Consider the following 25,816-nt stretch of genomic DNA (forward strand, 5'->3'; position numbering starts at 1 on the left):
CACTGCCTACTGCGGGGCGTTGATGCCCAGCATCGCTCGCCCGGGGCTGCCCGGGGCGCGGTGGCCCAGGATGAAGACCACCGCCAGGACCCCGATGAGCAGGATCACCACGCTCGCGAGTCGTCTCAGTACACCGAGCACCATGCGTGCTGACCTTTCCCGTGACGGTCGATGGATGGTGGGTTGCCTACTTGCCGATCCACAGCTCCTCGAAGGCAAGGGCCTGCTGGGTGATCTGGCCCAGCCCCTCGTAGCCGCCGACCCGGCTGCTGCGCACGAGCCACGGTCGCACCGAGACGGTCGGGATCACCGGCAGCTCGGCGCCGACCCAGTTCTGGAACTTGTCCAGCGCGTCCGCCTGGCTCGCCGGGTCGGTCGCCTCTTGGTACTCCTGAAGCGACGCCTTGGCAACGTCGGTGGACCAGCCGCCGGCGAAACCCTTCGTCGAGATGGAGAACGCCATCGTCGACTCGGCCGTGCTGCCCGGATCGCTGACCGACTGGTAGGCCAGCACGTTGTCGACCCAGGCGCCCAGATCGAGGGCTTGGGTCTGCAGCGTGATGCCCGCCTTGGCCAGAGCTGCCTGCATCGCCTGGACACCGAGATGGCCTTGCGGACCCGCGCGTCGCTCAGCGGTCCGCTGCGGCCGTTGACGAACAGCAGCTCGGTCGAGGACGCGGCGGTGGTTCGCGGGCGGGGTGAGGTGGCGCGGGGTAGTGACCACACCGTCCCCGCGGCACGGGTGATCGCACCGGATAGGCTCAGCGGGCGAATACTGTGCTGTTCGTTACCCCTCCGGCGGGAAACAGTGTCCACGGGTACGTCGCCTGCTTCCGGCCGGGTCGGTAACGCCAATCCACCAAGGAGAAACACCGTCGTGACTGAACGCACGCTGGTCCTCGTCAAGCCCGATGGCGTCGCGCGCGGCCTCGTCGGCGAGGTCGTCTCGCGCATCGAGCGCAAGGGCCTGAAGCTGGCCGCGCTGGAGCTGCGCACGGTCGAGCGGTCGCTCGCCGAGGAACACTACGCCGAGCACAAGGAACGCCCGTTCTTCGGCGATCTGCTGGAGTTCATCACCTCCGGCCCGGTCGTCGCGCTCGCCGTCGAGGGCCCGCGCGCCATCGCCGCGTTCCGTCAGCTGGCTGGCGGCACCGACCCGGTGGAGAAGGCCACCCCGGGCACGCTGCGCGGCGACTTCGCCCTGGAGACGCAGTACAACCTCGTGCACGGCTCGGACTCGCCGGAGTCGGCCGAGCGCGAGCTGAAGCTCTGGTTCCCGGACCTGTGAGCCGGAGCGGGTGCCGGGGACGGGCTCCCCGGCACCCGCGGTTCAGGCCGCCATCCCGCCATCCACGGGCAGCACCGTGCCGCTGACGTAGGAGGCCCGGTCGCTGAGCAGCCAGGCCGCCGCCTCGGCGATCTCCGCGGGACCAGCGCCGCGGCCCAGGGAGGTGGCCGCGATCAGCCGTTCGGCCAGACCCGGGCTGTCGTTCGCCCGGGCGCCGGACATCTCGGTCACGGTGTAGCCGGGCGCGATCGCGTTGACCCGGATGCCGGCACTCGCCCGGATCGCGTCGGCCTCGGTGACCATGGCCGGCCACGGGCCGCGCAGATTCACTGCGTAGAGCCGGTCGAAATCGGCCATCGGCATCCGGTCCACCGGCGGGGGCGGGGCAGGGTGTCGGCAAAGTTGGTCGGGGACCCGGCAGTGGGCGATGCGGAGGTGTGTGCGACCACCTCGTAGCGTGCGCCGGACCGGTTTCGGGTCTGTGAAGGGACCCTTCACAGACTCAGAGTCCGTGAAGGGTCCCTTCACGGACCTCTACACCGACTTTGCCGGAACCCTGGGGGGCGGGGCGAGCGTCGCCCCGTTGGTGAAGGCGATGTCGAGCCGCCCGAACCGGTGCACGGTCCGGTCCACCGCCGCCCGGATGACGGCAGTCGGTCCGATCACGGTGAACTGTGACGTGCTGGAGATTTCCGACCGGGACCAGCAGGTCGTGTTCTACTCCGCTCCGCCCGGCTCGCCGGCCGAGGAGGCGCTGCGGCTGCTCTCGGTCCTCGGCACGCAGACGATCATGCTGGAGGACGGTACCGCCGCGCGCTAGTCTCGGCCCGTGCCGACTTTTCCGTTTCCTGCGCCGGATTACCTGCCGCACCTGCGGGCACTGACCGAGGCCTTCGCCGAAGAGGCGCGGGCCGGCCGGTTCGAGGCCGCAGTGCCCAGCTGTGGAGACTGGACCCGGCGTGATCTCCTGGCCCACCTGGGCGTCGTGCACCGGACGGTGGCGACGATCGTGGAGACCGGGCAGCAGGAGCGTGTCGAGGCGGAGATGGGGGAGGACCCGGCGGGCTGGTATGCCGAAAGCGCGGCCAGGTTGCTGGACGTGCTCGCCGCAGCGGATCCGGACGAGCCGTCCCGGCACTTCGCCGGCATCGAGATGACCAAGGCGTTCTGGTTCCGCCGTCAGGTGCACGAAACCGCAGTGCACCTGATCGACGCGCACGCCGCTCGTGGCGAAGTGGTCCGGCTGGAACCGCTGGTGGCCGCGGACGGGGTGGACGAGGTGCTCGGCAGGTTCCTGCCCGTGGCCGCGCGGTTCGTGGCCATCCCCTCCCTGGCCGCACCGATCGCTTTGCACGCCAGTGATCTCGGGTATTCCTGGACGCTCGTGCCCGGCGAACCGCCCGCGCTCGGCGAGGCGGAGCCCGTCGCGACGGTTGAGGCGACGGCCCAGGAGTTGCTGATGCTGCTGTGGAAACGGGGCGAGATCAGCCCGCGGATCACCGGAGCGGCGGAGGCCGAGGAGGCCGCTCGTGGGTTCCTCGCGGCCAAGCTCACGCCCTGATCGTCCCTGCGCCATTCAGGCGGCGTTCACCGGCGCGTCTTCCGGAAGCCGTGCCGGTCGACTTACCTGACCCAAGCTGCTTCCTCGATCCTGGGGTTCTTGTGAAGAAGTCACGCTTCCTGCTGCTGGCGGCCGTTCTCACGGTTTCGCTGGCCACTCCCGCCCAGGCCGATCCACTCGCCGCGCCGCTCGGCTCGCCGCCGGTGGAAGGTGCCCCCGCGGCGTCTTCGGCCCGTGAAGCGCCGGTTTCCGCAGCCGCTCCGGCCGCCGACGACGGATTGGTGACCAGCAGCTCGTCGACGGAGGTCGCGCCCGGTCTGGACCTCACCCAGTTCGACCGCTTCGACCCGAAGGGCTGGATCCGCGGCGACACCCTGAGCGTCGACCTCACCAGCAAGGTGCTGAAGCCGACGTACCTCAGCCCTGGCACGGTGTCCGCGCGGACCCCGCTTTCTCAGCAGGTCGCCAAGGCGGGCGCGGTCGCGGGCGTGAACGGGGACTTCTTCGACATCAACGCGACCGGCGCCCCGATCGGCGTCGGGATCGACAAGGGGAAGCTGCAGACGGCGCCGGCGGCCGGGCACAACACGACCGCGGCGATCACCGAGGAAGGCCGCGCGAAGCTCGCGGACATCTTCCTTGAGGCGTCGGTGACGATGCCGGACGGCCGTGTCGTCCCCGCCAGCAACTTCAACAGCCCCGTACTCGGCAAGGACGCGTTGGGCGTGTACACGCCGTTGTGGGGCGCTTCGGCGCGTGGGACTTCGGTCGCCGGAGCACAGCGTGTCGTCGAAGCGGAGATTCACGACGGCGTGGTTACGCAACTTCGCGCGAAGCCTGCGGACGGGCCTGTCCCGGCCGGCGCGATCCTCCTGCTCGGCCGAGAAGCAGGCGCGGACGCTCTATCGGCATTGCACGTCGGCGACCGGGTAGGCGTCTCGTACGCGCCGCGTACGGACGCCGGGAAGATCGCGGTCGCTGTCGGCGGCAACGAGGCGTTGCTGAAGGACGGACAGCTGCAGCCGGTCAACGACACAGCTCTCGCGCCGCGTACGGCGGTGGGGTTCTCCGCGGACGGCAAGCGGATGTGGCTGATCACTGTCGACGGACGACAGGCCGACAGCCGGGGCATGACCGAGCTGGAACTGGCGCGGCAGATGAAAAGCCTCGGTGCCGACGACGCGATCAACCTCGACGGCGGTGGCTCCTCGACGTTGCTCGCCCGCGGCGAAGGCGAGGCCATGCCGGCCGTGCGCAACTCGCCCTCCGACGGCGAGGAGCGCATGGTACCCAACGGGATCGGCGTGGCGACGGTCCCCGGCAGCGGGCGGCTGACCGGCTTCGCACCGGCGCCTGCGCAACAGGGTGACAACTCCGACCGCGTGCTGTCCGGCCTGACTCGCGTACTCACGCCAAACGGTCATGACGAGACTGGTGCCGCGGTCGCGGCCAACCCGGGTTGGCATGTCTCGAATCCAGCACCCGGCACGGTGACGAGGAACGTCTTCACCGCGCACGAGAACGACGTGCGCACAGACGTTGATGTCACTGCACGGCAAGGCCGCGCAAGTGGCCACACGAAGCTCACTGTGCTGGGTACGCCGGTTCGCCTCGGTACGAGCGCGAAGCAGGTCGCGTTGTCCGCCTCCGGTGCGCGCGGGACGTTCCAGGTCTACGGCTACGACGCCGACGGCTACGGAACCTGGCTCGAGCCGTCGGACGTGAAGCTGGAGTACGACACCTCGGTAGTGAAAGTGGTTCCTTCGGGCAACGGCTTCGCCGTAACGGCTCTGGCCTCCTCCGGCGCCACAGCGATCACCGTGCACGCTGCCGGGCTGACAGAGCACCTCGGTGCCTCCATCGGCGCGGTCCCGCAGGTGGCGTCTCCGCTCGACGGCCCGGACGGCTGGTCCGCATCCGTGTACCCGGCCGTGGTCGGCGCCGCGCTATCCTCGGCCGAAGGCCGCGACGGCGGCAAAGGCCTCGCTCTGGACTACCGCCTCACCGGCACCACCGCGACGCGCGCAGCGTACGTGAACGCAGCCAATCCGATCCCGGTGCCTGCGGGTACGCAGAAGATCGGCCTGTGGGTCAACGGGGATGGCAAAGGCGCGTGGCTGCGCGCGGAACTGCGCGACGCGGCGAACGTTGCGTCCATTGTGGACCTCTCGCTGAGCGTCGACTGGACCGGCTGGCGGTACGTCACGGCCACGGTGCCCGCCGGACTGCCGGACGGCCAGCGGCTGACCCGGTTCTACGCCGTGGAGAACGTGCCGGATCAGCAGTACTCGGGCCACCTCGTGTTCGACGACCTCACCTTCGAGGTCGCCCCCACCGCCCAGATCCCCGGCGACCCGGCCTACCACGATCCCGCGCTCGTCACCGATGGCACACTGGGCACCGGCGGCCTGCGGATCGCCGTCGTCAGCGACGCCCAGTTCACCGCGGACGCGCCGGACGGCCCGCTCGTCGCCCAGGCGCGGCGCGCATTCCGGGAGGCGGTCGCCGCGAAACCGGACCTCGTGCTGATCAACGGCGACCTCGTGGACCGCGGCACGGCGCCGGACTTCGCGTTGGCGCGCAAGGTGATCGGTGAAGAACTCGACGGCCGAGTGCCGTGGTACTACGTGCCTGGCAACCATGAGGCCGAAGGCGGCGACGGACTGGCCCGGTTCCAGGAGGTCTTCGGGGCGACCCACCGCGTCGTCGACGTCCACGGCATCCGGCTGGTCCTGCTCGACTCCTCTCGCGGGTCCCTGCGGGCCGGCGGCTTCGACCAGGTGCGGATGCTGCGCGACGCGCTGGACACCGCCGCCGGCGACCGTTCGGTGCGTGGCGTGGCGGTGGCCATGCACCACCCGGTGCTCGACCCCAGCCCGACCGGGAACTCGCAGCTCACGGATCGAAAGGAAGCCGCCCTCCTGCAGACCTGGCTGACCGGGTTCGAAGAGAAGTCCGGAAAACCGGCCGCCGCGATCGCTTCCCACGCAGGCGTCTTCGCGCTGTCCCGCACCGACGGCGTGCCCTATCTGGTCAACGGAAACTCCGGCAAGACCCCCGCCGCCGCCCCCGGCGACGGCGGTTTCGCCGGCTGGACACTCGTACGCCTCGACCCGGCCGACCGAGCCCAGCCGGTCCGCTTCGAAACCCACCCGAACGTGGACACCCTCACCCTGACCGGCCCGACCACTCTGCCCCGCACCGCGACCGCCCGCATCACCGCCACCTTCACCCAGGGCACCCGCACCATCCCCGTGGCCTACCCGGTCAGCGCCCACTGGACCATCGGCACCTGGCCGTCCGGCCCGCGCGACGCGGTCTCGTTCGACCCGGCGACCGGCACGGTCCACGCCCTGCGCCCGGGGACCGCGTGGATTTCGGTTGCGGTGAACGGGGTCTCCCGCACGACGGCGATCACGGTGCCGTGAGCTGCCGGGGTCATTCGCCGTCCCGGCGCATCCGGCAGGTCCGCCTGCAACCCCCGGCCGGAACAAGTCTGTCGAAAACTGTCGGTGCCCCCGCCTAGAGTCGGCGGGGTGGCAGAGATCGACTCGGCATTGGTGCGAGCCAAGGCCCTGGTGAAACGTTTTGGCGAGTTCGAAGCAGTACGCGGCATCGACATCGCCGTGCGGCGAGGGGAGGCGTTCGGATTCCTCGGTCCCAACGGGGCCGGGAAGTCCTCGACCATGCGGATGATCGCGTGCGTGTCCCCGCGCACCGAAGGGCAGCTGCGGGTCCTCGGCCTGGACCCGGAAGCCGACGGGCCGCGGATCCGCGCGCGGCTGGGCGTGGTGCCGCAGGAGGACAACCTCGACACCGAGCTGACCGTGCGGCAGAACCTGCACGTCTACGGTCGCTACTTCGGGCTGTCCCGGGCACACGTGCGGCGCCGGGCCGAGGAGCTGCTGGAATTCGCGCAGCTCGCCGACCGGGCGGACAAGCCCGTGGACTCGCTCTCCGGCGGGATGAAACGGCGGCTGACCATCGCCCGTTCGCTGGTCAACGACCCGGAGCTGCTATTGCTCGACGAGCCCACCACCGGGCTCGACCCGCAGGCCCGGCATCTGTTGTGGGACAGGCTGTTCCGGCTCAAGGCCGAGGGCACCACGCTGATCGTGACCACGCATTACATGGACGAGGCGGAGCAGCTGTGCGATCGCCTGGTCGTCATGGACGGCGGCCGGATCGCCGCCGAGGGCTCGCCTGCCGAGCTGATCGCGCGGTACTCCACCCGGGAGGTGGTGGAGCTGCGGTTCGCGCCGGGGGAGCAGGAGGCCGCCGCCGCGGGGCTCGCCGGGCTGGCCGAGCGCACCGAGGTCCTGCCGGACCGGGTGCTGCTCTACACCATGACCGGCGAAGCCACCCTGGAACGTGCGCACGAACGCGGGGTACGCCCGGTGTCCAGCCTGGTCCGTCGCAGTTCGCTGGAGGACGTGTTCCTCCGGCTCACCGGCCGGACGCTGGTCGACTGATGGCGACCGCGTCCGCCGCCCGGGTGGTCGGCCCGCTGCACGGCGCCTGGCTGCGCGTCGAAGGGCATTGGACCTGGTACCGGCGCCACTGGGTCAGCACGCTGTATTCCACGGGGCTGCAACCGGTGGTGTTCCTCGCCGCGATGGGCCTCGGCTTCGGCTCGCAGGTCAAGGCCGGACCGGCCACCGGCGGGGTGCCGTATCTGGTCTACCTGGCCCCGGCGCTGCTCGTGGCGGGCGCCGCGCAGCTGGGCATCGGCGAGTCCAGCTACCCCGTGCTGTCCGGGTTCAAATGGCAGAAGGACTATCTCGCGGTCACCGCGACACCGGTGTCGCCCGGCCAGGTGCTCGGCGGGCACCTGATCTGGACCACCCTGCGGCTCACCACGGCCGGTCTGGTCTACGGGCTCATCGCGCTGCTGTTCGGCGCCTGGCCGAATGCGGGCGCGCTCATCGTCGTCCTGGTCGGCACGCTGACCGGGCTCGCCTGCGCCGTACTGGTCACCGCGTTGGCCGCGTACACCTTCGACGAGGGCCAGCGGTTCGGCCTGCTGTTCCGGTTCGTGCTCACCCCGATGACCTTGTTCTCCGGCACGTTCTTCCCGATCACGCAGATCCCGGTGTTCCTGCGCTGGCTCGCCTGGCTCTCCCCGCTGTGGCACGGTACCGAGCTGGCCCGCGCGGCCACCCTCGGCGGTCTCGGCGCCGGGGCCGTGCTCGGGCATCTCGCGTACCTGATCGTGCTCGTGCTCGTCGGCTGGGCGATCGCGCATCGCGGGTTCTACCGAAGGCTGGTGGCGTGATGACCGCGCGGCCCGGGCTGCTGCTGCGCATCCTGCCGATCACCGGGTACCACGGCCGGGCCGGTGCGCTGATCGAACGCTCGGTGGTCGTCTGCGGCCGTTCGTGGCTCGTACTGGTCTCCGGCGCGCTCGAACCGCTGCTGTACCTGCTCGCGTTCCAGATCGGCTTCGGCAGGCTGGTCACCACCGTGGCCGGGCCGGACGGGCAGCCGATGAGCTACGTCGCCTTCGTGGCCCCGGCGCTGCTCGCGGCCTCGGCGATGAACGGCGCGGTGTTCGAGAGCTACAACATGTTCTTCAAGCTGCGCTACGCCAACCACTACGAGGCGGTCCTCGCCACCCCGGTGGGACCCCTGGACGTGGCGCTCGGCGAGATCGGCTGGGCGATGCTGCGCGGCGGGCTCTACACCGTCGCGTTCATGGGCATCACCGGGGCGATGGGCCTGCTCACGTCGTGGTGGGCGTTGGCGCTGCTCCCGGTCGCGCTGCTGGTGTCGTTCGCCTTCTCGGCGATCAGCATGGCGCTGGTGAGCTTCCTGAAGTCCACCTCGCAGCTGGACTACATCCAGCTCGTGCTGATGCCGATGTTCCTGTTCTCCACCACGTTCTTCCCGCTCACCGTGTACCCCGAGGCGCTGCAATGGCCGGTCCGGTGCTTCCCGCTGTACCACGCCATCGAGCTGATGCGCGGGCTCGCCGCCGGGTTCTTCTCCTGGGGGATGGCCGGCAACCTGGCCTACCTGCTGGCGCTCGCCGCGCTCGGCGTGTGGGGCGCGACAAGGAGGATCGCGAAACTGCTGCTGACCTGAACCGCTCCGCCGGCCGACCGGGGCTGCCGGGATGGAGGCAACTTCCGATCTGCCGGTTGCGCCCGGCGGATCGGACCACGACGGCTGTTTCGGCGTAAGCGCAGTTCGCCGCCGTCTCCCCCACGGTCGTCCTGCCGTAAGCGCAGGTCGGGGCGAATCCCGGCCGCCCCGACCAGGCGGAGAGCCGCACGCGGCGCGCCCGGACGCCTGCCCCGGGGCACCGACTCCACCGGGTGCACCCCCGGGTGTGGGATACTGACCTTGGCCGCCGCGCCGACGGGCATCCCGCTCGCGTCGTGAGTGGCCCGGTGGAGTGCCGGACCGGCACTACGCGCGTCGCCCCCGGGAGGCCGGGCCAAGGTCGACGTGCCGGCGGCGGTCCCGGGGGCACGCCGCCGAGCAGACCAGGACGTGCGCGGCCGCCGGTTCCGGCGGAGCGCACGGTCGCCAGCAGGATTCCCGCCGCTGGTCACCACGGCGGGCACGGAACGGAAAGGGCCCCTGTGCGGCCGCGTCGTGACCGGTGTGAACCGGCGGACGCGCCCGGGGGCGGAGGAGAAACATGCCGAACGCGGACACACCCGCCGACCAGACCGGCGGGACTACCGCCGAACCCACCAGCCGCCTGGGCGAGTTGCCGCCGCGCATCCGCGTGCACGCTCTGGCCAAGCTGCTCGGCCAGAGCAGCCGCGACCTGCTCGCCAAACTCGCCGAACTCGGGGAGAGCCCGCGCAGCGCGGCCTCCAGCGTGACCCGCGAGGTCGCCCACCAGGTGGCCGAGGCGCTGGACCAGGCCGCCGGCGTCACCCCGGCCGCGGACCCCACCCCGGCCGCCGGTCCGGCTCCGGCGACCCCGGCCACGGACGAAGCCACCGCCCGCGCCGACCAGCCCGCTGAAGCCGCGACCGCCGAAACCCCGGCCCGCCCCGCCCGGACCCGGGAGCGCCGCCGCGGCTCGGCCGCCCGGACCGCCCCCGAGCCCGAGGCCACCCCGGCCGCCGCGGCCGAGCCCGCCGAAGACGGCGAAGCAAAGGCCGACGCGCCTGGCCAGGCCGTCGTGACCAGCCCGTTCACCACCGGCCCGGCACCCGCCGACGCCGCCGGGACCACCGGCGGCAAGACCGCGCGAGGCGGTTCCCGGCGCGGCCGCCGGGCGGTCGCCCCGGCGATCCCTGCCGAGCAGCAGGAGATCGGGCAGGCCACGCCCGCCCGGGGTCCGGTGCACGTGCCAGTGTTCGCCGCGCCGTCGCCGGTCTTCCTGCCGCCGGAGGAGCAGGAAACGCAGCCCACTACGCGCAGCAAGCCCGCGCCGGCCGAGGCCACGGAGGACGTCGAAGACACCGCTGCCGAGGACACCGCGTCCGAGCCGCGCGACGAGCGCCCGGACGAGGACGGCGAGGACGCCAACGGCCGCCGTCGCCGCCGCCGTGGCCGCCGTGGCCGTGGCCGTGGCAAGGGCGGCGAAGAGGGCGCCGACGCCACCGAGCAGTCCGAGGACGCCGAGCAGCCCGCCGCCGACCAGGGCGGCAAGCGCGAGGACAAGATTGAGCAGGACGAGGCCGACTCCGGCGACGACAACGACGCCGACGGGGGCAGCAAGCGCCGCCGCCGTCGCCGTCGCCGCAAGGGCGGGGACGACGACGCGGCCGAGACCACGGCCGGTGACGACCCGCCGAACACGGTCACCCATGTCCGCCAGGGCAAGTCCGAGTCCGAGCGCCCGGCGCGCGACGAGGTGCGCAGCGTCCGCGGCTCCACCCGGCTGGAGGCCAAGCGCCAGCGCCGCCGCGACGGCCGGGAGGCGGGCCGCCGCCGTGCCCCGATCCTGTCCGAGGCCGAGTTCCTGGCCCGCCGCGAAGCGGTCGAGCGCACCATGGTCGTCGCCGAGAAGGGCGACTCCACGCAGATCGGCGTGCTCGAGGACGGCGTGCTGGTCGAGCACTTCGTGACCCAGTCGGGCACCGGCTCGATCGTCGGCAACGTGTACCTGGGCCGGGTGCAGAACGTGCTGCCCAGCATGGAGGCCGCGTTCATCGACATCGGCCGCGGCCGCAACGCCGTGCTCTACGCCGGCGAGGTCGACTGGGACGCGGCCGGCCTGGAAGGCAAGGCCCGCAAGATCGAGCAGGCCCTCTCCACCGGCGACAGCGTGCTCGTGCAGGTCACCAAGGACCCGGTCGGGCATAAGGGCGCCCGGCTGACCACGCAGATCTCGCTGCCCGGGCGGTTCCTGGTCTACGTCCCCGCGGGCGGGGCCACCGGCATCTCCCGCAAGCTCCCGGAGAACGAGCGCCGCCGGCTCAAGGACATCCTCAAGCGGATCGTCCCGGAGGACGCGGGCGTGATCATCCGCACCGCCTCGGAGGGCATCTCCGAAGAGGAGCTGGACCGCGACGTGCAGCGGCTCAAGGCGCAGTGGGACGTCATCAAGGACAAGGCCGCGGCCGGGTCCGGCAAGAAGGGCGGCGCTCCGGCGATGCTCTACGAAGAGCCGGATCTGCTGGTCAAGGTCGTGCGGGACCTGTTCACCGAGGACTTCGCCCAGCTGGAGGTGCAGGGCGGCAAGGCATGGGACACCATCCACGGCTATGTGCAGCACGTCGCCCCCGACCTGACCGACCGGCTCAAGCGCTACATCGGCAACGGCGACGCGTTCGCCGACCACCGGATCGACGAGCAGATCACCAAGGCGCTCGACCGCAAGGTCTGGCTGCCCTCCGGCGGTTACCTGGTCATCGACCGTACCGAGGCGATGACCGTGATCGACGTGAACACCGGCAAGTTCACCGGCTCCGGCGGCAACCTCGAGGAGACGGTGACCCGCAACAACCTGGAGTCGGCCGAGGAGATCGTCCGCCAGCTGCGGCTGCGCGACATCGGCGGCATCATCGTGATCGACTTCATCGACATGGTGCTGGAGTCCAACCGGGAACTGGTGCTGCGCCGGCTCACCGAATGCCTCGGCCGCGACCGCACCCGCCACCAGGTCGCCGAGGTCACCTCGCTCGGCCTGGTGCAGATGACCCGCAAGAAGATCGGCACCGGGCTGCTCGAAGCGTTCTCCACGCCGTGTGAGCACTGCAAGGGCCGCGGCGTGGTCGTCTCCACCGAACCGCAGCGCGGCAACGGCGGTGGCGGCGGCGGGCACAACGGCAACGGGCACAACCACGGCGGGGACACGAAGTCCTCCCGGCGTTCCCGCGGCCGCGGCAAGGGCGGCGAAGAGCAGCACACCGAGCATCAGGCGAAGAACGAGCCGGTGCCCACGGGCCCGACGCCGGAGCAGCGCGAATCGGTGGCCTCCGCGGTACAGGCGATGGCCAACGCCTCGAAGGCCGCGTCCACCCGCGGTGAACACGACCAGCCCGACGGGGAGCGGGCGGCCGAACCGGACCGGCAGCCCCGCGAGGGCCGCGGCGAGTCCGCCGGCGACCAGCCGGTGACCGCCAAGGCCCCGTCCGCCGAACCCGCCCGCCGCTCGGCCACCCGGTCCCGCCGGGTCGCGAGCCGGGCCGCCGGAAGCGCCGGTCCCGCGCGGGAACTCGCCGGCCAGCCGGTGACCACTGCGGCCGACGAGGCCGAGGTGCGCCCGGCGGAGCCGTCCGCCGGCCCCGCCCGGGAAGTCGCGGATGCGCCGGTCACTACGTCGGCCGACGAAACCGTGGTGCCCCAGGCGGAACCGGCCGTGGCGCCGTCCTCTCCGGAACCGGAGCCCGCAGAAGCCCCTGAGGCCGCTGCGGAGCCCGTCGGGGAACCCGAGGTCGAGGTGCCCGCTCCGGCCGGACGCAGCGGCCGTCGGCGCTCGCGGCGGGCGGCTTCGCGGCCGGCAGGCCCGCCGGTGCACGCCACCGACCAGAGCTGATCGAGCGCAGGGGGACCCCGGGTGTAACCAAGCCCGGGGCCTCCCGTAACCTGGACTACGGCTCACCGCCAGAGTGAGCCGCTGCGCGAGCACCTGGACCGCCTCCCGGCGGGCCGGCCGCGCCAGCCCCTGAACCCATTGTCGAGTAATGCAGGAGACTTCCGTGTCGGCGTACGCGATCGTCAAGACCGGCGGCAAGCAGTACAAGGTGGCCGTCGGCGACGTCGTCGAGGTCGAGAAGCTCGAGGGCGAGCCGGGCACCGAGCACACCTTCACCGCCGTGCTGTTCGTCGACGGTGGCCAGGTCACCACGGACGCCGACGCGCTGGCGAAGGTCTCGGTCACCGGCAAGGTCGTCGAGCAGACCAAGGGTCCGAAGATCCGGATCCACAAGTTCAAGAACAAGACCGGCTACCACAAGCGCCAGGGTCACCGGCAGAAGCTGACCCGCGTCGAGGTCACCGCGATCTCCCAGTAAGACTTTCCGGATCTTCGCCAGAGCAAGAAGGGCTTGAACGATGGCTCACAAGAAGGGTGCGTCCAGCTCCCGTAACGGTCGTGATTCGAACGCGCAGCGCCTCGGCGTGAAGCGCTTCGGCGGCCAGCAGGTCAACGCGGGCGAGATCATCATCCGCCAGCGGGGCACCAAGTTCCACCCCGGCGTGAACGTCGGCCGTGGCGGCGACGACACGCTGTTCGCGCTGGCCGCCGGTGCGGTCAAGTTCGGTGCGAAGCGCGGTCGTAAGACCGTCAACATTGAGCCGGTCGAGGCCTGATCTCGGAGAAGAACGGGCGGCGTGTGTCCGCGGAAAGCGCGGATCACGTCGCCCGTTACTCGTGTTAGCCCGGGGGCCGAGACCCCGGAAACCCCCACGGTGCGGCCGCTGGCAGACCCAGCGTGAGCCGCGCCGTTTTTCGTGTGCAGGGAAAGGTGCAAGGTCATGGCGTCCCGGTTCGTGGACCGTGCGGTCATCCATCTGACCGCCGGTGACGGGGGCAACGGCTGCGCCTCGGTGCACCGTGAGAAGTTCAAGCCGCTCGGCGGCCCGGACGGCGGCAACGGCGGCAACGGCGGCGACGTCACCCTCGTCGTCGACCCCAGCGTGCACACTCTGCTCGACTTTCACTTCCGCCCGCACGCCCGCGCCGGCAACGGCAAGATGGGCATGGGCAGCAACCGCAACGGCGCCGCGGGCCAGCCGCTGGAGATGCGCGTACCGGCCGGCACCGTGGTGTTCACCGAGGACGGCGAACTGGTGGCCGACCTGGTCAACCCGGGCACCCGGTTCGTCGCCGCGCAGGGCGGCCGGGGCGGGCTGGGCAACGCGGCGCTGGCCTCGAGGGCCCGCAAGGCACCCGGGTTCGCGCTGCTGGGCGAGCCGGGGGAGAGCCGCAACCTGGTGCTGGAGCTGCGTTCGGTGGCCGACGTCGGGCTGCTCGGCTTCCCGTCCGCGGGCAAGTCCTCGCTGATCTCCGTGCTGTCCGCGGCCAAGCCGAAGATCGCCGACTACCCGTTCACCACGCTGGTGCCGAACCTCGGCGTGATCACCGCCGGGTCCACTGTGTACACGATGGCCGACGTGCCCGGCCTGATTCCGGGCGCCTCCGAGGGCCGCGGTCTCGGCCTGGACTTCCTGCGCCACATCGAGCGCTGCGCGGTACTGGTGCATGTGGTCGACTGCGCCACCCTCGAACCCGGCCGCGATCCAGTGTCCGATGTGGACGCACTGGAGGCGGAGCTGGCCCGCTACACCCCGGGCCTGGGAGGCAAACTCGACGAGCGCCCGCGAGTGGTCGTGCTGAACAAGATCGACGTCCCGGAGGCGGCGGAGCTGGCCGAGTTCGTGCGCGCCGACTTCGAGGAACGCGGGCTGCGGGTGTTCGAGGTGTCCACTGCCTCGCGCAAGGGCCTGCGGGAGCTGAGCTTCGCCCTCGCCGAGGTGGTCACGGCCTATCGCGAGGCACAGCCGGTGCTGGAACCGGAAAAGATCGTGCTGCGCCCGCTCGCGGTCGACGACACCGGGTTCACCGTGTCGCCCGACCCCGAAGAGGAGGGCGCGTTCGTCGTCCGGGGCGCCCGGCCGGAACGCTGGATCCGGCAGACCAACTTCGCCAACGACGAGGCGGTCGGCTACCTGGCCGACCGCCTCAACCGCCTCGGCGTCGAGGACGCGCTGGCCAAACGCGGCGCGAAACCGGGCAGCCCGGTCACCATCGGCGACATCCAGTTCGAATGGGAGCCGTCCACGCCGGGGGCCGCCGTGCATCTGTCCGGCCGGGGCACCGACGTCCGGCTGGAGCGCAACGACCGGGTTGGCGCGGCCGAACGCAAGGAAGCCCGGCGCATCCGCCGGGACGGCCCGGACGAGCCCGAGGACGGCCCGGACGACGAGCCGGCCGGCCTCACCGACGACCTCGGCGAGGTATGGACCGGCGAGGATCCGGCCGACCCGGAGCAGGACCGGTGAACGGGACCCGGCAGGAGATCGCCGAGGCCCGCAGGCTCGTGGTCAAGGTCGGCTCGTCCGCGCTGACCACTGCGGGCAGCGGGCTCGACGTGGCCCGGCTGGACGCGCTGGTCGACGCGATCGCCGACCGGGCACGGCGCGGCGCGCAGATCGTGCTCGTGTCCTCGGGTGCGATCGGCGCCGGCCTGGCGCCGCTGGAGCTGGGCAAACGCCCGCGTGACCTGGCCACCCAGCAGGCCGCCGCGAGCGTTGGCCAGCTCGCGCTCGCGCACGCGTACGCGGAGTCGTTCGGCCGTTACGCGCTCACCGTCGGCCAGGTCCTGCTGACCTCGGACGACGTGGTCCGCCGGTCCCACTACCGCAACGCGCAGCGCACTTTCTCCCGGCTGCTCGCCCTCGGCGCGGTGCCCGTGGTGAACGAGAACGACACCGTGGCCACCCAGGAGATCCGGTTCGGCGACAACGACCGGCTGGCCGCACTGGTGGCCCACCTGATCGGCGCCGACGCACTCGTCCTGCTGTCCGATGTGGACGGACTGTACGACGGGGATCCACGCGCCGGTGCCACCCGCCGTATCGCCGAGGTGCACAGCGAGTCCGATGTGGACGGAATCTCGGTCGGCATGTCCTCCTCCGGCCTCGGCACCGGCGGCATGGTCTCGAAACTCGCCGCCGCCCGCACCGCCGCCGGCGCCGGCATCCCCGTCCTGCTCGCCGCCGCCGCGAACGCCGCCGACGCGCTCGGCACGGCCGAGGTCGGCACCGCGTTCACCCCCGCCGACACCCGCCTGTCCGCCCGGCGTTTCTGGCTCGGCTACGCCACCGACGCCACCGGAAAACTCCGCCTCGACGAAGGCGCGGTCCAGGCCATCCTGCGCCGCCGCTCGCTCCTGTCCGCCGGCATCACCGGCCTCGACGGCGATTTCCAGGCCGGCGACGTGGTCGACCTCGTCGACCCGGCCGACCTCCCGGTCGCCCGCGGCGTGGTCGCCTTCGATGCGGCGGAGTTGCCTGCGTTGATCGGCCGCTCCAGTCATGAGCTTCCGGTGGAGCAGCGTCGTGAGGTGGTACATGCGGATGATTTGGTGCCGTTGCGTCGTTGAGTCGCCGTGTGTCTCCCGCCGACTCGACGCGGCGGAGTTGGCTGCGTTGATCGGCCGTTCCAGCTACGAATTTCCCATGGGGCAGCGCCGCGAACGGGGTGCACGCGGATCTTGGTGCCGCTGAACCCCTTCCCTGCGGCAGCCGACGGTTCCGGCTACCCCGAACCACACCCGAGGCCGCCCCGAATCTCCGCGACCCGCCGACCGCGGCGAGCTTCGCGCGCAGATCGCGGCAGGCCTGTTCGGCGGTGCCGCTGAACCCGGCCGGATCGTCGACCGGTGGGCTGCCCGACAAACGGGTCCAGGATGGCGAGCACCTCGCGCATCTCCTCCAGATGGAAGCCCAGCGGCTTCATCCGCTTGATCAGCTGTAGCCGGTCGATGTCCGGTTCGGTGTACAGGCGGAACCCGCCCTGGCTGCGCGCGCTCGGCACGACAGCCCGACTTCCTCGTAGTAGCGGATGGTGCGCAGGGAAAGGCCGGTACGCTCGGCGAATTCACCGATCTGCATTTGCTCGCGCCCGCTGTTTCCTTTCCGCACCTGCGCTGCCGCGGCAACGCATCGCCACCGATCACCGCCGCCGGTCACAGACGTTGCGGCGCTTCGATGCCGAGCAGCCCCAGCCCGAGCACCAAGGTGCGCGAGGTCAACGCTGCCAGCTGGAGCCGGGAAGCGCGTAGCTCGGCGTTCTCTGCAGCGAGCACCGGACACTGTTCGTAGAAGCGAGAAAACGCGACTGCGGCGTCGTACAGGTACGTACACAGCTTGTGCGGCGCGTACGCGGACACTGCTGCTCGTATGGCCTCGCCGAAGCGCAACAGGGTGAGCGCGAGTGCGCGGTCCGCTGGTTCGGCGAGTAGCACGGCCGTGTCGTCGCTGCGGTTACCTGCTTTCGTAAGGATCGACTCGATGCGTGCGTGTGCGTACTGCAGGTACACGGAGGTGTTGCCGTCCTTCGCCAGCATGCGACCCCAGTCGAACACGTAGTCACGCTCGCGGTCACCGGACAGGTCGGCGTACTTCACCGCGCCGATGCCGACAGCGTGCGCGACGGCACGCTGTTCGTCCGCGCCCAATTCACTGCGTTCGGCGACGACTTCCGCGGCTTGGGAGACCGCTTCGTCCAGCAGGTCGGCGAGCTTGATCGTCTCGCCCGCGCGCGTCCGCATCACCTTGCCGTCCGTACCGAGTACGGAGCCGAACCCGATGTGCTTGGCGTGTACGCCGTCTAGCCAGCCTGCTGCGCGGCACACCGCGAACAGCATCGCGAAGTGCTGTGCCTGCGGTGTGCCGACCACGTACAGCAGATCGGTGGCGCCACGTTCCGTGGTCCAATACTTCGCCGTGGCGAGGTCCGTGGCCGCATAGCCATAGCCGCCGTCGCGTTTGCGGACGATCAGCGGAAGGCGGTCGCCTTCGCGGTTGTGGAAGCCTTCGGGGAACACGCAGACCGCGCCGTCGCTGATCTCGGTGAGCCCGTCTGCTTCCAGCTCGTGTACAACATTCGCGAGGTACGGGTTGTAGAAGCTCTCGCCGTAGATGTCGGCGTCGGTCAGCGTGATGCCGAGACTTCGGTAGACCTCGTTGAAGTGCCGAGTCGACTCGTCGACGAGTTCCTGCCAGACCGCAAGGGTTTCGAGGTCTCCGCTCTGCAGCTTGACCACGCGCTCACGAGATCTCGCGGCGAACTTCTCGTCGCTGTTGAACTTCCGCCGTGCGGTCTGGTAGAACGCGTTCAGGTCGCCTATCCCGCTGCGGGCCGCCGGTGGTTTGTCAAGCAGATGCTCGATGAGCATGCCGAACGGCGTGCCCCAGTCGCCGAGATGGTTGTGTGGCAGCACTTCGTGCCCGGCGAACCGCAGCAGCCGGGTGATCGCGTCGCCGAGCACCGTGGACCGCAGGTGCCCGACGTGCATTTCCTTCGCGACGTTGGGACTGCTGTAGTCGAGCGCGATGCGGCGGGGCTGCTCCTCCGGCGCCACGCCGAGCCGGTCGTCCCCGGCCAGCGCGTGCACCCGGTCCTCGAGCCAGCTTCGGCGCAACACGAAGTTGAGGAACCCGGGCCCGGCGATCTCCGGCGGCTCCAGGACATTCCCGAGGTCGAGGTGTTCCAGGATCCGCCTGGCCACTTCACGGGGTGGGGTGGCGAGTCGTTTGCCCAGGCTCATCGCCAGGTTGCACTGGTAGTCCACACCGTCGCGTGTGGACACTGCGATGAGCGCTTCGGCAGGGGCCAGATCGAGACCGAACGCGCGGCCGATGGCGGCTACCACGCGTCGCGCCAAGTCCTCGTTCACTTCGAGCTGCGGTTGCACGGTGTCCCTCCTTCGCGTCGGCGGATCGCCGCAGCGTATCGACTCTGCGCGGACGGTCTCGAATGGATTACTGCAGCTCAGTGCCCGTTGTCTCGGGCAGGCGCAGGATGACCAGGAACGCGATGGCCGCCGCGATTGCCACGTACCAGAAGAACGCCGTCCCGGCCCCCGCCGCGGACAGCGCGTTGAGCACCAGGGGAGCGGTGCCGCCGAACACCGCGACGGTGAGGTTGTACCAGGCGCCGATGCCCAGCCCGCGCAGTTCGGTCGGGAACAGCTCACTCATGATCGCCGGGGCGAGCGAGGTCATCGCCGTGTAGAGCCCGAGTCCCACGCAGAACACGACGAGTAACCCACCGAGCCCCGGCCGCACGAGGTAGGACAGCGGGACGATCACAAGCGCCGTCGCCCCGGCCCACACGAGCAGCTGCGGTTTGCGCCCCGCCCGATCGGCGAGCGCCCCCATCGGGTACTGGAGCGCGACGAACAACGCGGTGCCGATGGACAACGCCAGGAAGGTGTCGACGTCGTCCGCGCCCCGGTTCTTCACCGCGAACGAGGTGAGCGCGCTGAAGAACGTGTAGTAGCAAAGCGTCGACAGCATCGTGAACCCGACCAGCTGCCCGACCGCACGCGGGTGGTGCGTGAGCGTGGTGCGCAACGGCCGTTCGACGCGCCGGGCTTGTTCCTTCTTTCGTTGGTACAGCTCGCTTTCGGCGAGACTGCGGCGCAACCACAGCCCGACCACGCCGAGCACTCCGCCCAGCAGGAACGGAATCCGCCAGCCGAACGAACTCAGCTGGCTTTTGTCCATCGTCCGCGCGAGCACGAACCCGAGCACCGTCGCGACCAGCACCGCCGACCCGGTCGAGATGTAGAAGAACGAGGAATACCGCCCCCGCCGTTCGCTCGGCGCGATCTCCCCGAGGTAGGCGGAGGCGTTGGACACCTCACCCCCGAGCGAAAGCCCCTGCGCGATCCGCGCGACGAGCAGCAGCACCGGCGCCAGCCATCCCACCTGTTCGAACGTCGGCAGCACCCCGATCGCCACGGACCCGCCCGCCATCAACCCGATGGTGAGAATCATCGCCGGCTTGCGCCCGCGCACGTCCGCGAACCGCCCGAGCAGCACCCCACCGAGCGGCCGGAAGAAGAACGCGAGCGCATAGGTGGCGAACGTGTTGATCAACGCCAGCGTGTCGTTCCCTGCCGGGAAGAAGGCCGCCGCGAAGTAGATGCTGAACGTCGCGTAGATCGTCCAGTCGAACCACTCCAGCGCGTTCCCCGCACTGGCCGCGAACAACTTCCGCACCGGCAACCGATGCCGCGCCGTCCCGTCGGCCACCGCCGGCTCGCCCATTCCCGACCTCCCCGTCTCACCCGAAACAGGACGGCACTTTGCCAGAAACCGCCCGGCCTCGGTAGTTCTTGCCGAATCGGCTCCTGATCAGTTCCTGCCGAGTCCCGGGACCCGCCTTCCCCTCGGTGCCGGTCGTGCCTGTCGGCCGGTTCGGGCTGGTCTGGCGTGCCTGCTGGCTCGTGGGGTCTGGTACCGGTGGTGCCTGGCCTGGTCGGGCTGGGTGTGCGTGGTGCCTGACCTGGTCGAACTGGGTGTGCCTGGTGCCTGTGCCTGCCGCTCGTCGGGTTTGGCGCACGTGGTGCCTGGCCGGTCGGGGCTGGGTCTGCGTGGTGCGTGACCCGGTCAGGCCCGGTGTGCTGGGTCCTGCTCGTCCGGCTAGGGCTTGGCGTGCTGGGGTCCGGCGCGTCCGGGCGCCGCGGACCTGCTTGTTGCCCGCTCTGGCCGGGCTTCGACGTGCCGCAGTGCCCGCATACTCCTCGGCCGATGAGCCCCGCCGAAACCGGGATTTCCGGTCGCTCGGGGTCAGGGAACAGCCCAATCGAACCGCCCACTCGCTCCCTCAGCTCCCGCCGTGTCTCTGCGTACCCGGGACGAGATGTGCGTTCGCCACAGCCCGTCTGCCAAGTCTTGCGCTCAGGCCACTCGGCTGCCTTACGGACCCGGTTAGCCCTTACGGAGCCACACATCAGGACGACTCGCCGCACCACCGTCCCGGCGCGCCGACGCCCTATCCGAGGCCGCACAAGCACGCCGCCGGTCCGGATTTGCCCACGCCGCGCGATCGAGGCCGCCAGCGCCGCTTGTTCACACCGCCCACGCACACCGTCAAGCCGAGCTCTCCCAGATCGCTCGCCCGGCACACCCGCCCTGGCGGACCGGGCCGCTCACACGCCCGGTTCACCCAGATCGCTCACTCAGTCCCCTCCGTCCATCGGCACCATCGACCGGCGCCTTCCTGAACCAGCCTGCCGCCATTCACCAACGCCATCGACTTGACCACGCCCCGTTGGTTCCGGATCCGCTCCTTCCTCACCCTCTTTCCAGGTCCCGCCCCTTTCCGACCCCGCGCACCCCGGAGCCGGCTCAGGCCGTGCTGGCCAACGCGAACGGCAGCACCGCGTCCGCACCCGCGGTCCGGAGCAGACGGGCGGCCAACGTCATCGTCCAGCCGGTGTCGATCACGTCGTCCACCAGCAGGACCGGTCCGTGCGTCCCGGCCAGTGCCTCGGCCAACGGCTCCGGCAGGCTCAGCCGCCGCCACAGATCCGCCAGCCGCTGGGCGCTGTTCGCCTGCCGGGGCGGCGGGCCTGCCGACGCCAGTTCGCCGAGGTAGTCCAGCCGCCCGATCGCGGACAACCGCAAGGCGAGGCTGTCGACCAGCTGTGGCCGCGTCGCCGAAGGGATCGCGACCACCGCCACCGGGCGTTGCTTCCACTGCCACGAGGCAAGCACCTTCACGCACGCGTCGAACACCGAGTCCGGCACTTCGGCGTCGGCCGAGCCCGGCCCGACGAGCGAACGCAGCCGGCCACCCCAGCCGACGTCGGTGAGCCTGCCCAGCACCTGACCCGGCTCGGACTGTTCGCCCGCCGCGATCCGGCCGGACAGCGGCACCTCGAGCCCGCTCATCCCGCTCGGCCACTGCTTGCGTGGCGCGATCTCGACGCCGGGCCGGTCGAGCCGTTCCCGCGTCGCGCCGGCGATCTCCTCGGATACCGCGGTGTCCCAGTGCTGCCCGGTACAGTTGTCGCACCGGCCACACGGTGCCGCCTCCGGATCGTCCAGCTGCTTGCGGAGGTACTCCATCCGGCACCCCGTGGTCGCCAGGTAGCCGAGCATCGCGTCCTGCTCCGCCGCCCGCGCCGTGCCGACCCGCGCGTACCGCTCGCGGTCGTACTCCCACGGCTGCCCGGTGCTTTCCCAGCCGCCTCGCACCCGGCGGACCGCACCGTCCACATCGAGCACCTTCAGCACCATTTCCAGCCGCGACCGGGAAAGCTCGACCGACGGCTCCAGCGCGGCTGTCGAAAGTGGACGGTCGGCGTAGGAAAGCGCGTTCAGCACCTGGGACACCCGCAGCTCGTCCGGGAAGGCGAGCGAGCCGAAATAGGCCCAGATCGCCTTGTCCTCGCGGCCCGGCAGCAGCACCACCTCGGCCCTCTCCACCCCGCGCCCAGCTCGGCCGACCTGCTGGTAATACGCGATCGGCGAGGACGGCGCGCCCAGGTGCACGACGAATCCCAGGTCCGGTTTGTCGAACCCCATACCGAGCGCCGAGGTGGCCACGAGCGCCTTGACCCGGTTCGCCAGGAGATCGTCCTCCGCAGCCTGCCGGTCGGCCGGATCGGTCTTGCCGGTGTAGGCCGCCACCGGGTACCCGCGGTCGCTCAGCAATGCGGTGACGTCGTGCGCGGCCGCCACGGTGAGCGTGTAGATGATCCCCGACCCGGGCAGATCCGCGAGGTGCTCGGCGAGCCAGGCAAGCCGGGCCTCGTCGGTGGGCAGCTCCGCGACCGCGAGCCGCAGGCTCTCCCGGTCGAGCGGCCCGCGCAGCACCAGGGTGCCCGCATCGTCGCCGATGCCGAGCTGCTCGGCGACGTCGGTGGCCACTCGGTCGTTCGCGGTCGCCGTGGTGGCGAGGACCGGCACGCCGTCCGGCAGCTCGCCCAGCAGTGTGCGCAGCCGCCGGTAGTCCGGCCGGAAGTCGTGTCCCCAATCGGAGATGCAGTGGGCCTCGTCGACCACCAGCAGCCCGGCCTCCGCGGTGAGCTTCGGCAGCACCTGGTCGCGGAAGTCCGGGTTGTTCAACCGTTCGGGGCTGACCAGGAGTACGTCCACCTCGCCGGTCGCCACGGTCGCCTGGACCTGATCCCATTCCTGCGCGTTGGCCGAGTTGATGGTCGCCGCGTGGATCCCGGCGCGCGCCGCCGCGGAGATCTGGTTGCGCATCAGCGCGAGCAGCGGCGAGACGATCACCGTCGGCCCCGCGCCCCGCTCCCGCAGCAGCGCCGTGGCCAGGAAGTACACCGCCGACTTGCCCCATCCGGTGCGCTGCACGACGAGCGCGCGCCGGTGGTGGGCGACCAGCGCCTCGATGGCGGTCCACTGGTCGTCACGAAGCTGGGCGGTCTCCCCGGCGAGCGCGCGGAGCAGTGTCTCGGCGCGGGTTCGCAGGGTCTCGGTGGTGTCCACATCCCCACGTCTACCCCATGCCCCCGACAAAGCAGGAGCCGGATGCGGAGCGAACGGGCCGCTCACACTCGGAAACCCAGGGTTATGTGACTCATGTCACAGTCTGGCCGATTCAGGGTTAGCCACGTCGCAGTCCGGAGGGGCAGCCGCCGCGCCTGCGCGCGTATAGGCTCACCAGCTATGTCACCACGCCGGATCGGGGTCATGGGTGGCACCTTCGACCCCGTGCACCACGGCCACCTCGTCGCGGCGAGCGAGGTCCAGTCCAGGTTCGCGCTCGACGAGGTCATCTTCGTCCCCACCGGCCAGCCGTGGCAGAAGGTGGGTCGCCGGGTCACCCGGGCCGAGGACCGCTATCTGATGACGGTGATCGCGACCGCCTCCAACCCGGTGTTCTCGGTGAGCCGGGTGGACATCGACCGTGGCGGCCAGACCTACACCGTGGACACGCTCCGGGATCTGCACGAGGAGTACCCGGACGACGAGTTGTTCTTCATCACCGGAGCGGACGCACTCGAGCAGATCCTCACCTGGCACAAGGCGGACGAGCTGTTCGACTTCGCGCATTTCATCGGGGTCACCCGGCCCGGCTACCGGCTCAATTCGCATCATCTGCCCAGCGGCAAGGTGAGCCTGGTGGAGGTCACCGCGATGGCGATCTCGTCCACCGCCTGCCGCGAGCGCGTCGAGCGCGGGGAGCCGGTCTGGTACCTCGTGCCGGACGGTGTGGTGCGTTACATCGCGAAGAAGGACCTGTACCGCAAGGACCGCGACGGCTGACCGGGTACTCTCTTCCGGGCGTACCCCGAATCCGAAGGAGCACTGTGGCAGCGACGTCCGAGGCGCGGGACCTGGCGGTGGCGGCAGCGCACGCGGCCGCCGACAAACTGGCCAGCGATGTGATCGTGCTGGACGTGTCCGACCAGCTCGTGATCACCGACGCCTTCGTGATCGCGTCCGCGCTGAACGAGCGGCAGGTCGGCGCGATCGTCGACAACGTGGAAGAGAAGCTGCGCATCGACGGGCACAAGCCGGTCCGTCGCGAAGGGGCTCGCGAGGGCCGCTGGGTGCTGCTGGACTACGTCGACGTCGTGGTCCACGTGCAGCATGTCGAAGAGCGTTCGTTCTACGGGCTCGAGCGGCTTTGGAAAGACTGCCCGCGGATCGAGGTCGAAGGGCTCAAGCCGGTACCCGCAGAGGTGCCCGGCGACGACGCGGAGGGCCGGCGGGCGTGAGCCCGGGGCGGCTGCTGCTGTGGCGGCACGGCGAGACGGATTACAACGCCGCCGGCCGCATGCAGGGGCACTTGGATTCCGCGCTGACCCCGGTCGGCTGGAACCAGGCGCGATTCGCCATCCCCGCGCTTGCCCGGTTTTCCCCGGATCTGGTGATCGCCTCGGATCTGCACCGGGCCACCGACACCGCGACCGTGCTCACCGAAGCGATCGGCGTGCCGCTGCGCATCGACAAGCGGCTGCGGGAAACGCACCTCGGCGAATGGCAGGGCATGACCGGCCCCGAGGTCGACGAGGCCTACCCCGGTGACCGCGCCCGCTGGCGCGCCGACGCCGCGTGGGCGCCACCCGGCGGCGAGTCGCGCGTGGACGTCGCCGAGCGGGCCACCGAGGTGGTCGAGGACCTGCTGGCCCCGAACTCCGAGGTCGGCGACGCGGTGCTGCTGGCCACCCATGGCGGGCTGATCGTCGCGCTCACCGCCAAGCTGCTCGATCTGCCCGTCGGGCTCTGGCCGTCGCTGGGCGGGATCATGAACTGCCACTGGGTGGAGCTCGGCCGCCGGGACGGAAAATGGCGGCTGCACGCCTACAACGCGGGGATCACCGGCTGAGCTGATGGGCCCGCACCTGCTCGTCTTCGGCGATTCGCTGAGTTTCCACGGACCCGAGGGCCCCTGCGCCGCGGATGAGCCGCGGTTATGGCCCAATGTCACTGCGAACGTCCTTTCCGGCCGCGCCGATCTGGTCGCCGGGATCGGCTGGACCGCGCGCGATCTCTGGTGGTCGCTCACCGGCGATCCTCGAGTCTGGGCCGATCTGCACCGCGTGGACGCCGTCGTGCTCGGGGTGGGCAGCATGGACACGTTGCCGTCGCCGTTGCCTACCTATCTCCGCCAAGGTCTGCGGTATTTGCGGCCCGAGCGCGTGCGCCACGTCGTCCGGGGCGCGTATCTGGCCGCTCAGCCGAAATTGTCCATCGCTTTGCGCGGGCGTCCCCGGGTCCTGCCGGCGCACCTGACGGTCGGCTTCCTCGATCAGTCCGTCGAAGCGTTGCGCGCACTGCGTCCCGAGTTGCCGGTGTTCGGAATGGCGCCGTCGGTGCACCGCGCGGATGCATACGGCCGGGTACACACGGGGCGTGCCGCAGCGGTCGCTTCGCTCACATCGTGGGCTGCGCAGCGCGAAGTTCCGTTGCTCGACACGCCCGGCGCTATCGCCGAACACGTGCTCAGTGGTGCGGGAAATCCGGACGGTATGCACTGGGGATGGGCGGGACATGAGGCGTTCGGCACTGCGATGGCGAAGCTGATCGCGCCGTATGTCCGCGTCGGCAACGTAGGCTGAGCG

General features: G+C 70.7%; 22 protein-coding genes and 1 pseudogene. 16 read left to right on the plus strand and 7 right to left on the minus strand.

The window, feature by feature from the left end; translation table 11 throughout:
• Window positions 1–6 precede the first annotated feature (6 nt).
• Both D5S19_RS31970 and D5S19_RS11560 read right to left on the minus strand, forming a co-directional pair.
• Complete coding sequence (locus D5S19_RS31970; RefSeq protein ID WP_158605520.1) at window positions 7–144, minus strand: hypothetical protein; 138 nt, start codon at window positions 142–144, stop codon at window positions 7–9.
• 43 nt (window positions 145–187) lie between these two features.
• A complete protein-coding gene (locus D5S19_RS11560) occupies window positions 188–589 on the minus strand; it encodes a periplasmic substrate-binding domain-containing protein (RefSeq protein WP_120023357.1) in 402 nt (133 codons plus the stop codon).
• Window positions 590–877: 288 nt separating this feature from the next.
• Between D5S19_RS11560 and ndk the strand changes: the two genes are divergently transcribed.
• Complete coding sequence (ndk, locus tag D5S19_RS11565; protein ID WP_098514081.1) at window positions 878–1,288, plus strand: nucleoside-diphosphate kinase; 411 nt, start codon at window positions 878–880, stop codon at window positions 1,286–1,288.
• A gap of 42 nt (window positions 1,289–1,330) precedes the next feature.
• Here the strand turns inward: ndk and D5S19_RS31975 are convergent, their stop codons facing one another.
• A complete protein-coding gene (locus D5S19_RS31975; RefSeq protein ID WP_158605521.1) occupies window positions 1,331–1,651 on the minus strand; it encodes an SDR family oxidoreductase in 321 nt (106 codons plus the stop codon).
• 148 nt (window positions 1,652–1,799) lie between these two features.
• Between D5S19_RS31975 and D5S19_RS33795 the strand changes: the two genes are divergently transcribed.
• The 11 genes from D5S19_RS33795 (at window position 1,800) to proB (ending at window position 16,366) form a co-directional block, all read left to right on the plus strand.
• The gene (locus D5S19_RS33795) at window positions 1,800–2,108 is read left to right on the plus strand and encodes an MmyB family transcriptional regulator (RefSeq protein ID WP_325050255.1); all 309 of its coding nucleotides are present in this window, start codon (window positions 1,800–1,802) and stop codon (window positions 2,106–2,108) included.
• Between the two features lie 9 nt (window positions 2,109–2,117).
• The gene (locus D5S19_RS11575) at window positions 2,118–2,849 is read left to right on the plus strand and encodes a maleylpyruvate isomerase family mycothiol-dependent enzyme (RefSeq protein WP_120023358.1); all 732 of its coding nucleotides are present in this window, start codon (window positions 2,118–2,120) and stop codon (window positions 2,847–2,849) included.
• 101 nt (window positions 2,850–2,950) lie between these two features.
• Window positions 2,951–6,277: a phosphodiester glycosidase family protein gene (locus D5S19_RS11580; protein ID WP_407641744.1), complete on the plus strand. Its 3,327-nt coding sequence runs from the start codon at window positions 2,951–2,953 to the stop codon at window positions 6,275–6,277.
• A gap of 108 nt (window positions 6,278–6,385) precedes the next feature.
• Window positions 6,386–7,321, plus strand: coding sequence for an ABC transporter ATP-binding protein (locus D5S19_RS11585; protein WP_120023359.1), 936 nt, complete (start codon window positions 6,386–6,388; stop codon window positions 7,319–7,321).
• Window positions 7,321–8,124 carry an ABC transporter permease gene (locus D5S19_RS11590; protein WP_120023360.1) on the plus strand — a complete coding sequence of 268 codons (804 nt, stop codon included), beginning with the start codon at window positions 7,321–7,323 and terminating at the stop codon, window positions 8,122–8,124. Before D5S19_RS11585 ends, D5S19_RS11590 begins: the two co-directional genes overlap by 1 nt.
• Window positions 8,124–8,933, plus strand: coding sequence for an ABC transporter permease (locus tag D5S19_RS11595; protein ID WP_120023361.1), 810 nt, complete (start codon window positions 8,124–8,126; stop codon window positions 8,931–8,933). Before D5S19_RS11590 ends, D5S19_RS11595 begins: the two co-directional genes overlap by 1 nt.
• A 562-nt stretch (window positions 8,934–9,495) precedes the next feature.
• On the plus strand, window positions 9,496–12,795 hold the full coding sequence (locus D5S19_RS11600; protein WP_120023362.1) for a translation initiation factor IF-2 N-terminal domain-containing protein: 3,300 nt from the start codon (window positions 9,496–9,498) through the stop codon (window positions 12,793–12,795).
• A 163-nt stretch (window positions 12,796–12,958) separates the two neighbouring features.
• The gene (rplU, locus tag D5S19_RS11605; protein ID WP_098515217.1) at window positions 12,959–13,273 is read left to right on the plus strand and encodes a 50S ribosomal protein L21; all 315 of its coding nucleotides are present in this window, start codon (window positions 12,959–12,961) and stop codon (window positions 13,271–13,273) included.
• A gap of 40 nt (window positions 13,274–13,313) precedes the next feature.
• The gene (gene rpmA / locus D5S19_RS11610) at window positions 13,314–13,571 is read left to right on the plus strand and encodes a 50S ribosomal protein L27 (RefSeq protein WP_120023363.1); all 258 of its coding nucleotides are present in this window, start codon (window positions 13,314–13,316) and stop codon (window positions 13,569–13,571) included.
• 165 nt (window positions 13,572–13,736) lie between these two features.
• Window positions 13,737–15,263 carry a GTPase ObgE gene (gene obgE, locus D5S19_RS11615; protein ID WP_120023364.1) on the plus strand — a complete coding sequence of 509 codons (1,527 nt, stop codon included), beginning with the start codon at window positions 13,737–13,739 and terminating at the stop codon, window positions 15,261–15,263.
• Window positions 15,221–16,366: a glutamate 5-kinase gene (proB, locus tag D5S19_RS11620; RefSeq protein WP_407641745.1), complete on the plus strand. Its 1,146-nt coding sequence runs from the start codon at window positions 15,221–15,223 to the stop codon at window positions 16,364–16,366. Before obgE ends, proB begins: the two co-directional genes overlap by 43 nt.
• 301 nt (window positions 16,367–16,667) lie before the next feature.
• Here proB and D5S19_RS33060 read toward each other — a convergent pair.
• The 4 genes and pseudogenes from D5S19_RS33060 to D5S19_RS11640 form a co-directional block, all read right to left on the minus strand.
• Window positions 16,668–16,877: pseudogene (locus D5S19_RS33060) on the minus strand (MerR family transcriptional regulator); the annotation flags it as partial.
• A gap of 74 nt (window positions 16,878–16,951) precedes the next feature.
• Window positions 16,952–18,682, minus strand: coding sequence for an arginine--tRNA ligase (gene argS, locus D5S19_RS11630; protein WP_120023366.1), 1,731 nt, complete (start codon window positions 18,680–18,682; stop codon window positions 16,952–16,954).
• Between the two features lie 67 nt (window positions 18,683–18,749).
• A complete protein-coding gene (locus D5S19_RS11635) occupies window positions 18,750–20,042 on the minus strand; it encodes an MFS transporter (RefSeq protein ID WP_120023367.1) in 1,293 nt (430 codons plus the stop codon).
• 1,083 nt (window positions 20,043–21,125) lie between these two features.
• On the minus strand, window positions 21,126–23,234 hold the full coding sequence (locus D5S19_RS11640) for a RecQ family ATP-dependent DNA helicase (protein WP_120023368.1): 2,109 nt from the start codon (window positions 23,232–23,234) through the stop codon (window positions 21,126–21,128).
• 180 nt (window positions 23,235–23,414) lie between these two features.
• On the opposite strand from D5S19_RS11640, the gene nadD reads away from it, so the two are divergent.
• Genes nadD through octT form a run of 4 tightly spaced genes read left to right on the plus strand, consistent with a single transcriptional unit; the run spans window position 23,415 to window position 25,813 of the window.
• On the plus strand, window positions 23,415–24,014 hold the full coding sequence (gene nadD, locus D5S19_RS11645; protein ID WP_098514092.1) for a nicotinate-nucleotide adenylyltransferase: 600 nt from the start codon (window positions 23,415–23,417) through the stop codon (window positions 24,012–24,014).
• 44 nt (window positions 24,015–24,058) lie between these two features.
• Window positions 24,059–24,469 carry a ribosome silencing factor gene (gene rsfS, locus D5S19_RS11650; RefSeq protein ID WP_120023369.1) on the plus strand — a complete coding sequence of 137 codons (411 nt, stop codon included), beginning with the start codon at window positions 24,059–24,061 and terminating at the stop codon, window positions 24,467–24,469.
• Window positions 24,466–25,080: a histidine phosphatase family protein gene (locus D5S19_RS11655; protein WP_120023370.1), complete on the plus strand. Its 615-nt coding sequence runs from the start codon at window positions 24,466–24,468 to the stop codon at window positions 25,078–25,080. Before rsfS ends, D5S19_RS11655 begins: the two co-directional genes overlap by 4 nt.
• A gap of 4 nt (window positions 25,081–25,084) precedes the next feature.
• Window positions 25,085–25,813: a diglucosylglycerate octanoyltransferase gene (gene octT, locus D5S19_RS11660; protein WP_120023371.1), complete on the plus strand. Its 729-nt coding sequence runs from the start codon at window positions 25,085–25,087 to the stop codon at window positions 25,811–25,813.
• Window positions 25,814–25,816 lie beyond the last annotated feature (3 nt).

Origin of the sequence: Amycolatopsis panacis (genome assembly GCF_003600245.1) — a bacterium.
GTDB classification, from domain to species: domain Bacteria; phylum Actinomycetota; class Actinomycetes; order Mycobacteriales; family Pseudonocardiaceae; genus Amycolatopsis; species Amycolatopsis sulphurea.

Bases quoted from the DNA above. Each gene is read 5' to 3' on its own strand.
- D5S19_RS31970 (WP_158605520.1), bottom strand. From the start codon at position 144: ATGGTGCTCGGTGTACTGAGACGACTCGCGAGCGTGGTGATCCTGCTC.
- D5S19_RS11560 (WP_120023357.1), bottom strand. From the start codon at position 589: ATGCAGGCAGCTCTGGCCAAGGCGGGCATCACGCTGCAGACCCAAGCC.
- D5S19_RS31975 (WP_158605521.1), bottom strand. From the start codon at position 1,651: ATGCCGATGGCCGATTTCGACCGGCTCTACGCAGTGAATCTGCGCGGC.
- D5S19_RS11590 (WP_120023360.1), top strand. From the start codon at position 7,321: ATGGCGACCGCGTCCGCCGCCCGGGTGGTCGGCCCGCTGCACGGCGCC.
- D5S19_RS11595 (WP_120023361.1), top strand. From the start codon at position 8,124: ATGACCGCGCGGCCCGGGCTGCTGCTGCGCATCCTGCCGATCACCGGG.
- D5S19_RS11600 (WP_120023362.1), top strand. From the start codon at position 9,496: ATGCCGAACGCGGACACACCCGCCGACCAGACCGGCGGGACTACCGCC.
- rpmA (WP_120023363.1), top strand. From the start codon at position 13,314: ATGGCTCACAAGAAGGGTGCGTCCAGCTCCCGTAACGGTCGTGATTCG.
- obgE (WP_120023364.1), top strand. From the start codon at position 13,737: ATGGCGTCCCGGTTCGTGGACCGTGCGGTCATCCATCTGACCGCCGGT.
- proB (WP_407641745.1), top strand. From the start codon at position 15,221: ATGGACCGGCGAGGATCCGGCCGACCCGGAGCAGGACCGGTGAACGGG.
- D5S19_RS11635 (WP_120023367.1), bottom strand. From the start codon at position 20,042: ATGGGCGAGCCGGCGGTGGCCGACGGGACGGCGCGGCATCGGTTGCCG.
- nadD (WP_098514092.1), top strand. From the start codon at position 23,415: ATGTCACCACGCCGGATCGGGGTCATGGGTGGCACCTTCGACCCCGTG.
- octT (WP_120023371.1), top strand. From the start codon at position 25,085: ATGGGCCCGCACCTGCTCGTCTTCGGCGATTCGCTGAGTTTCCACGGA.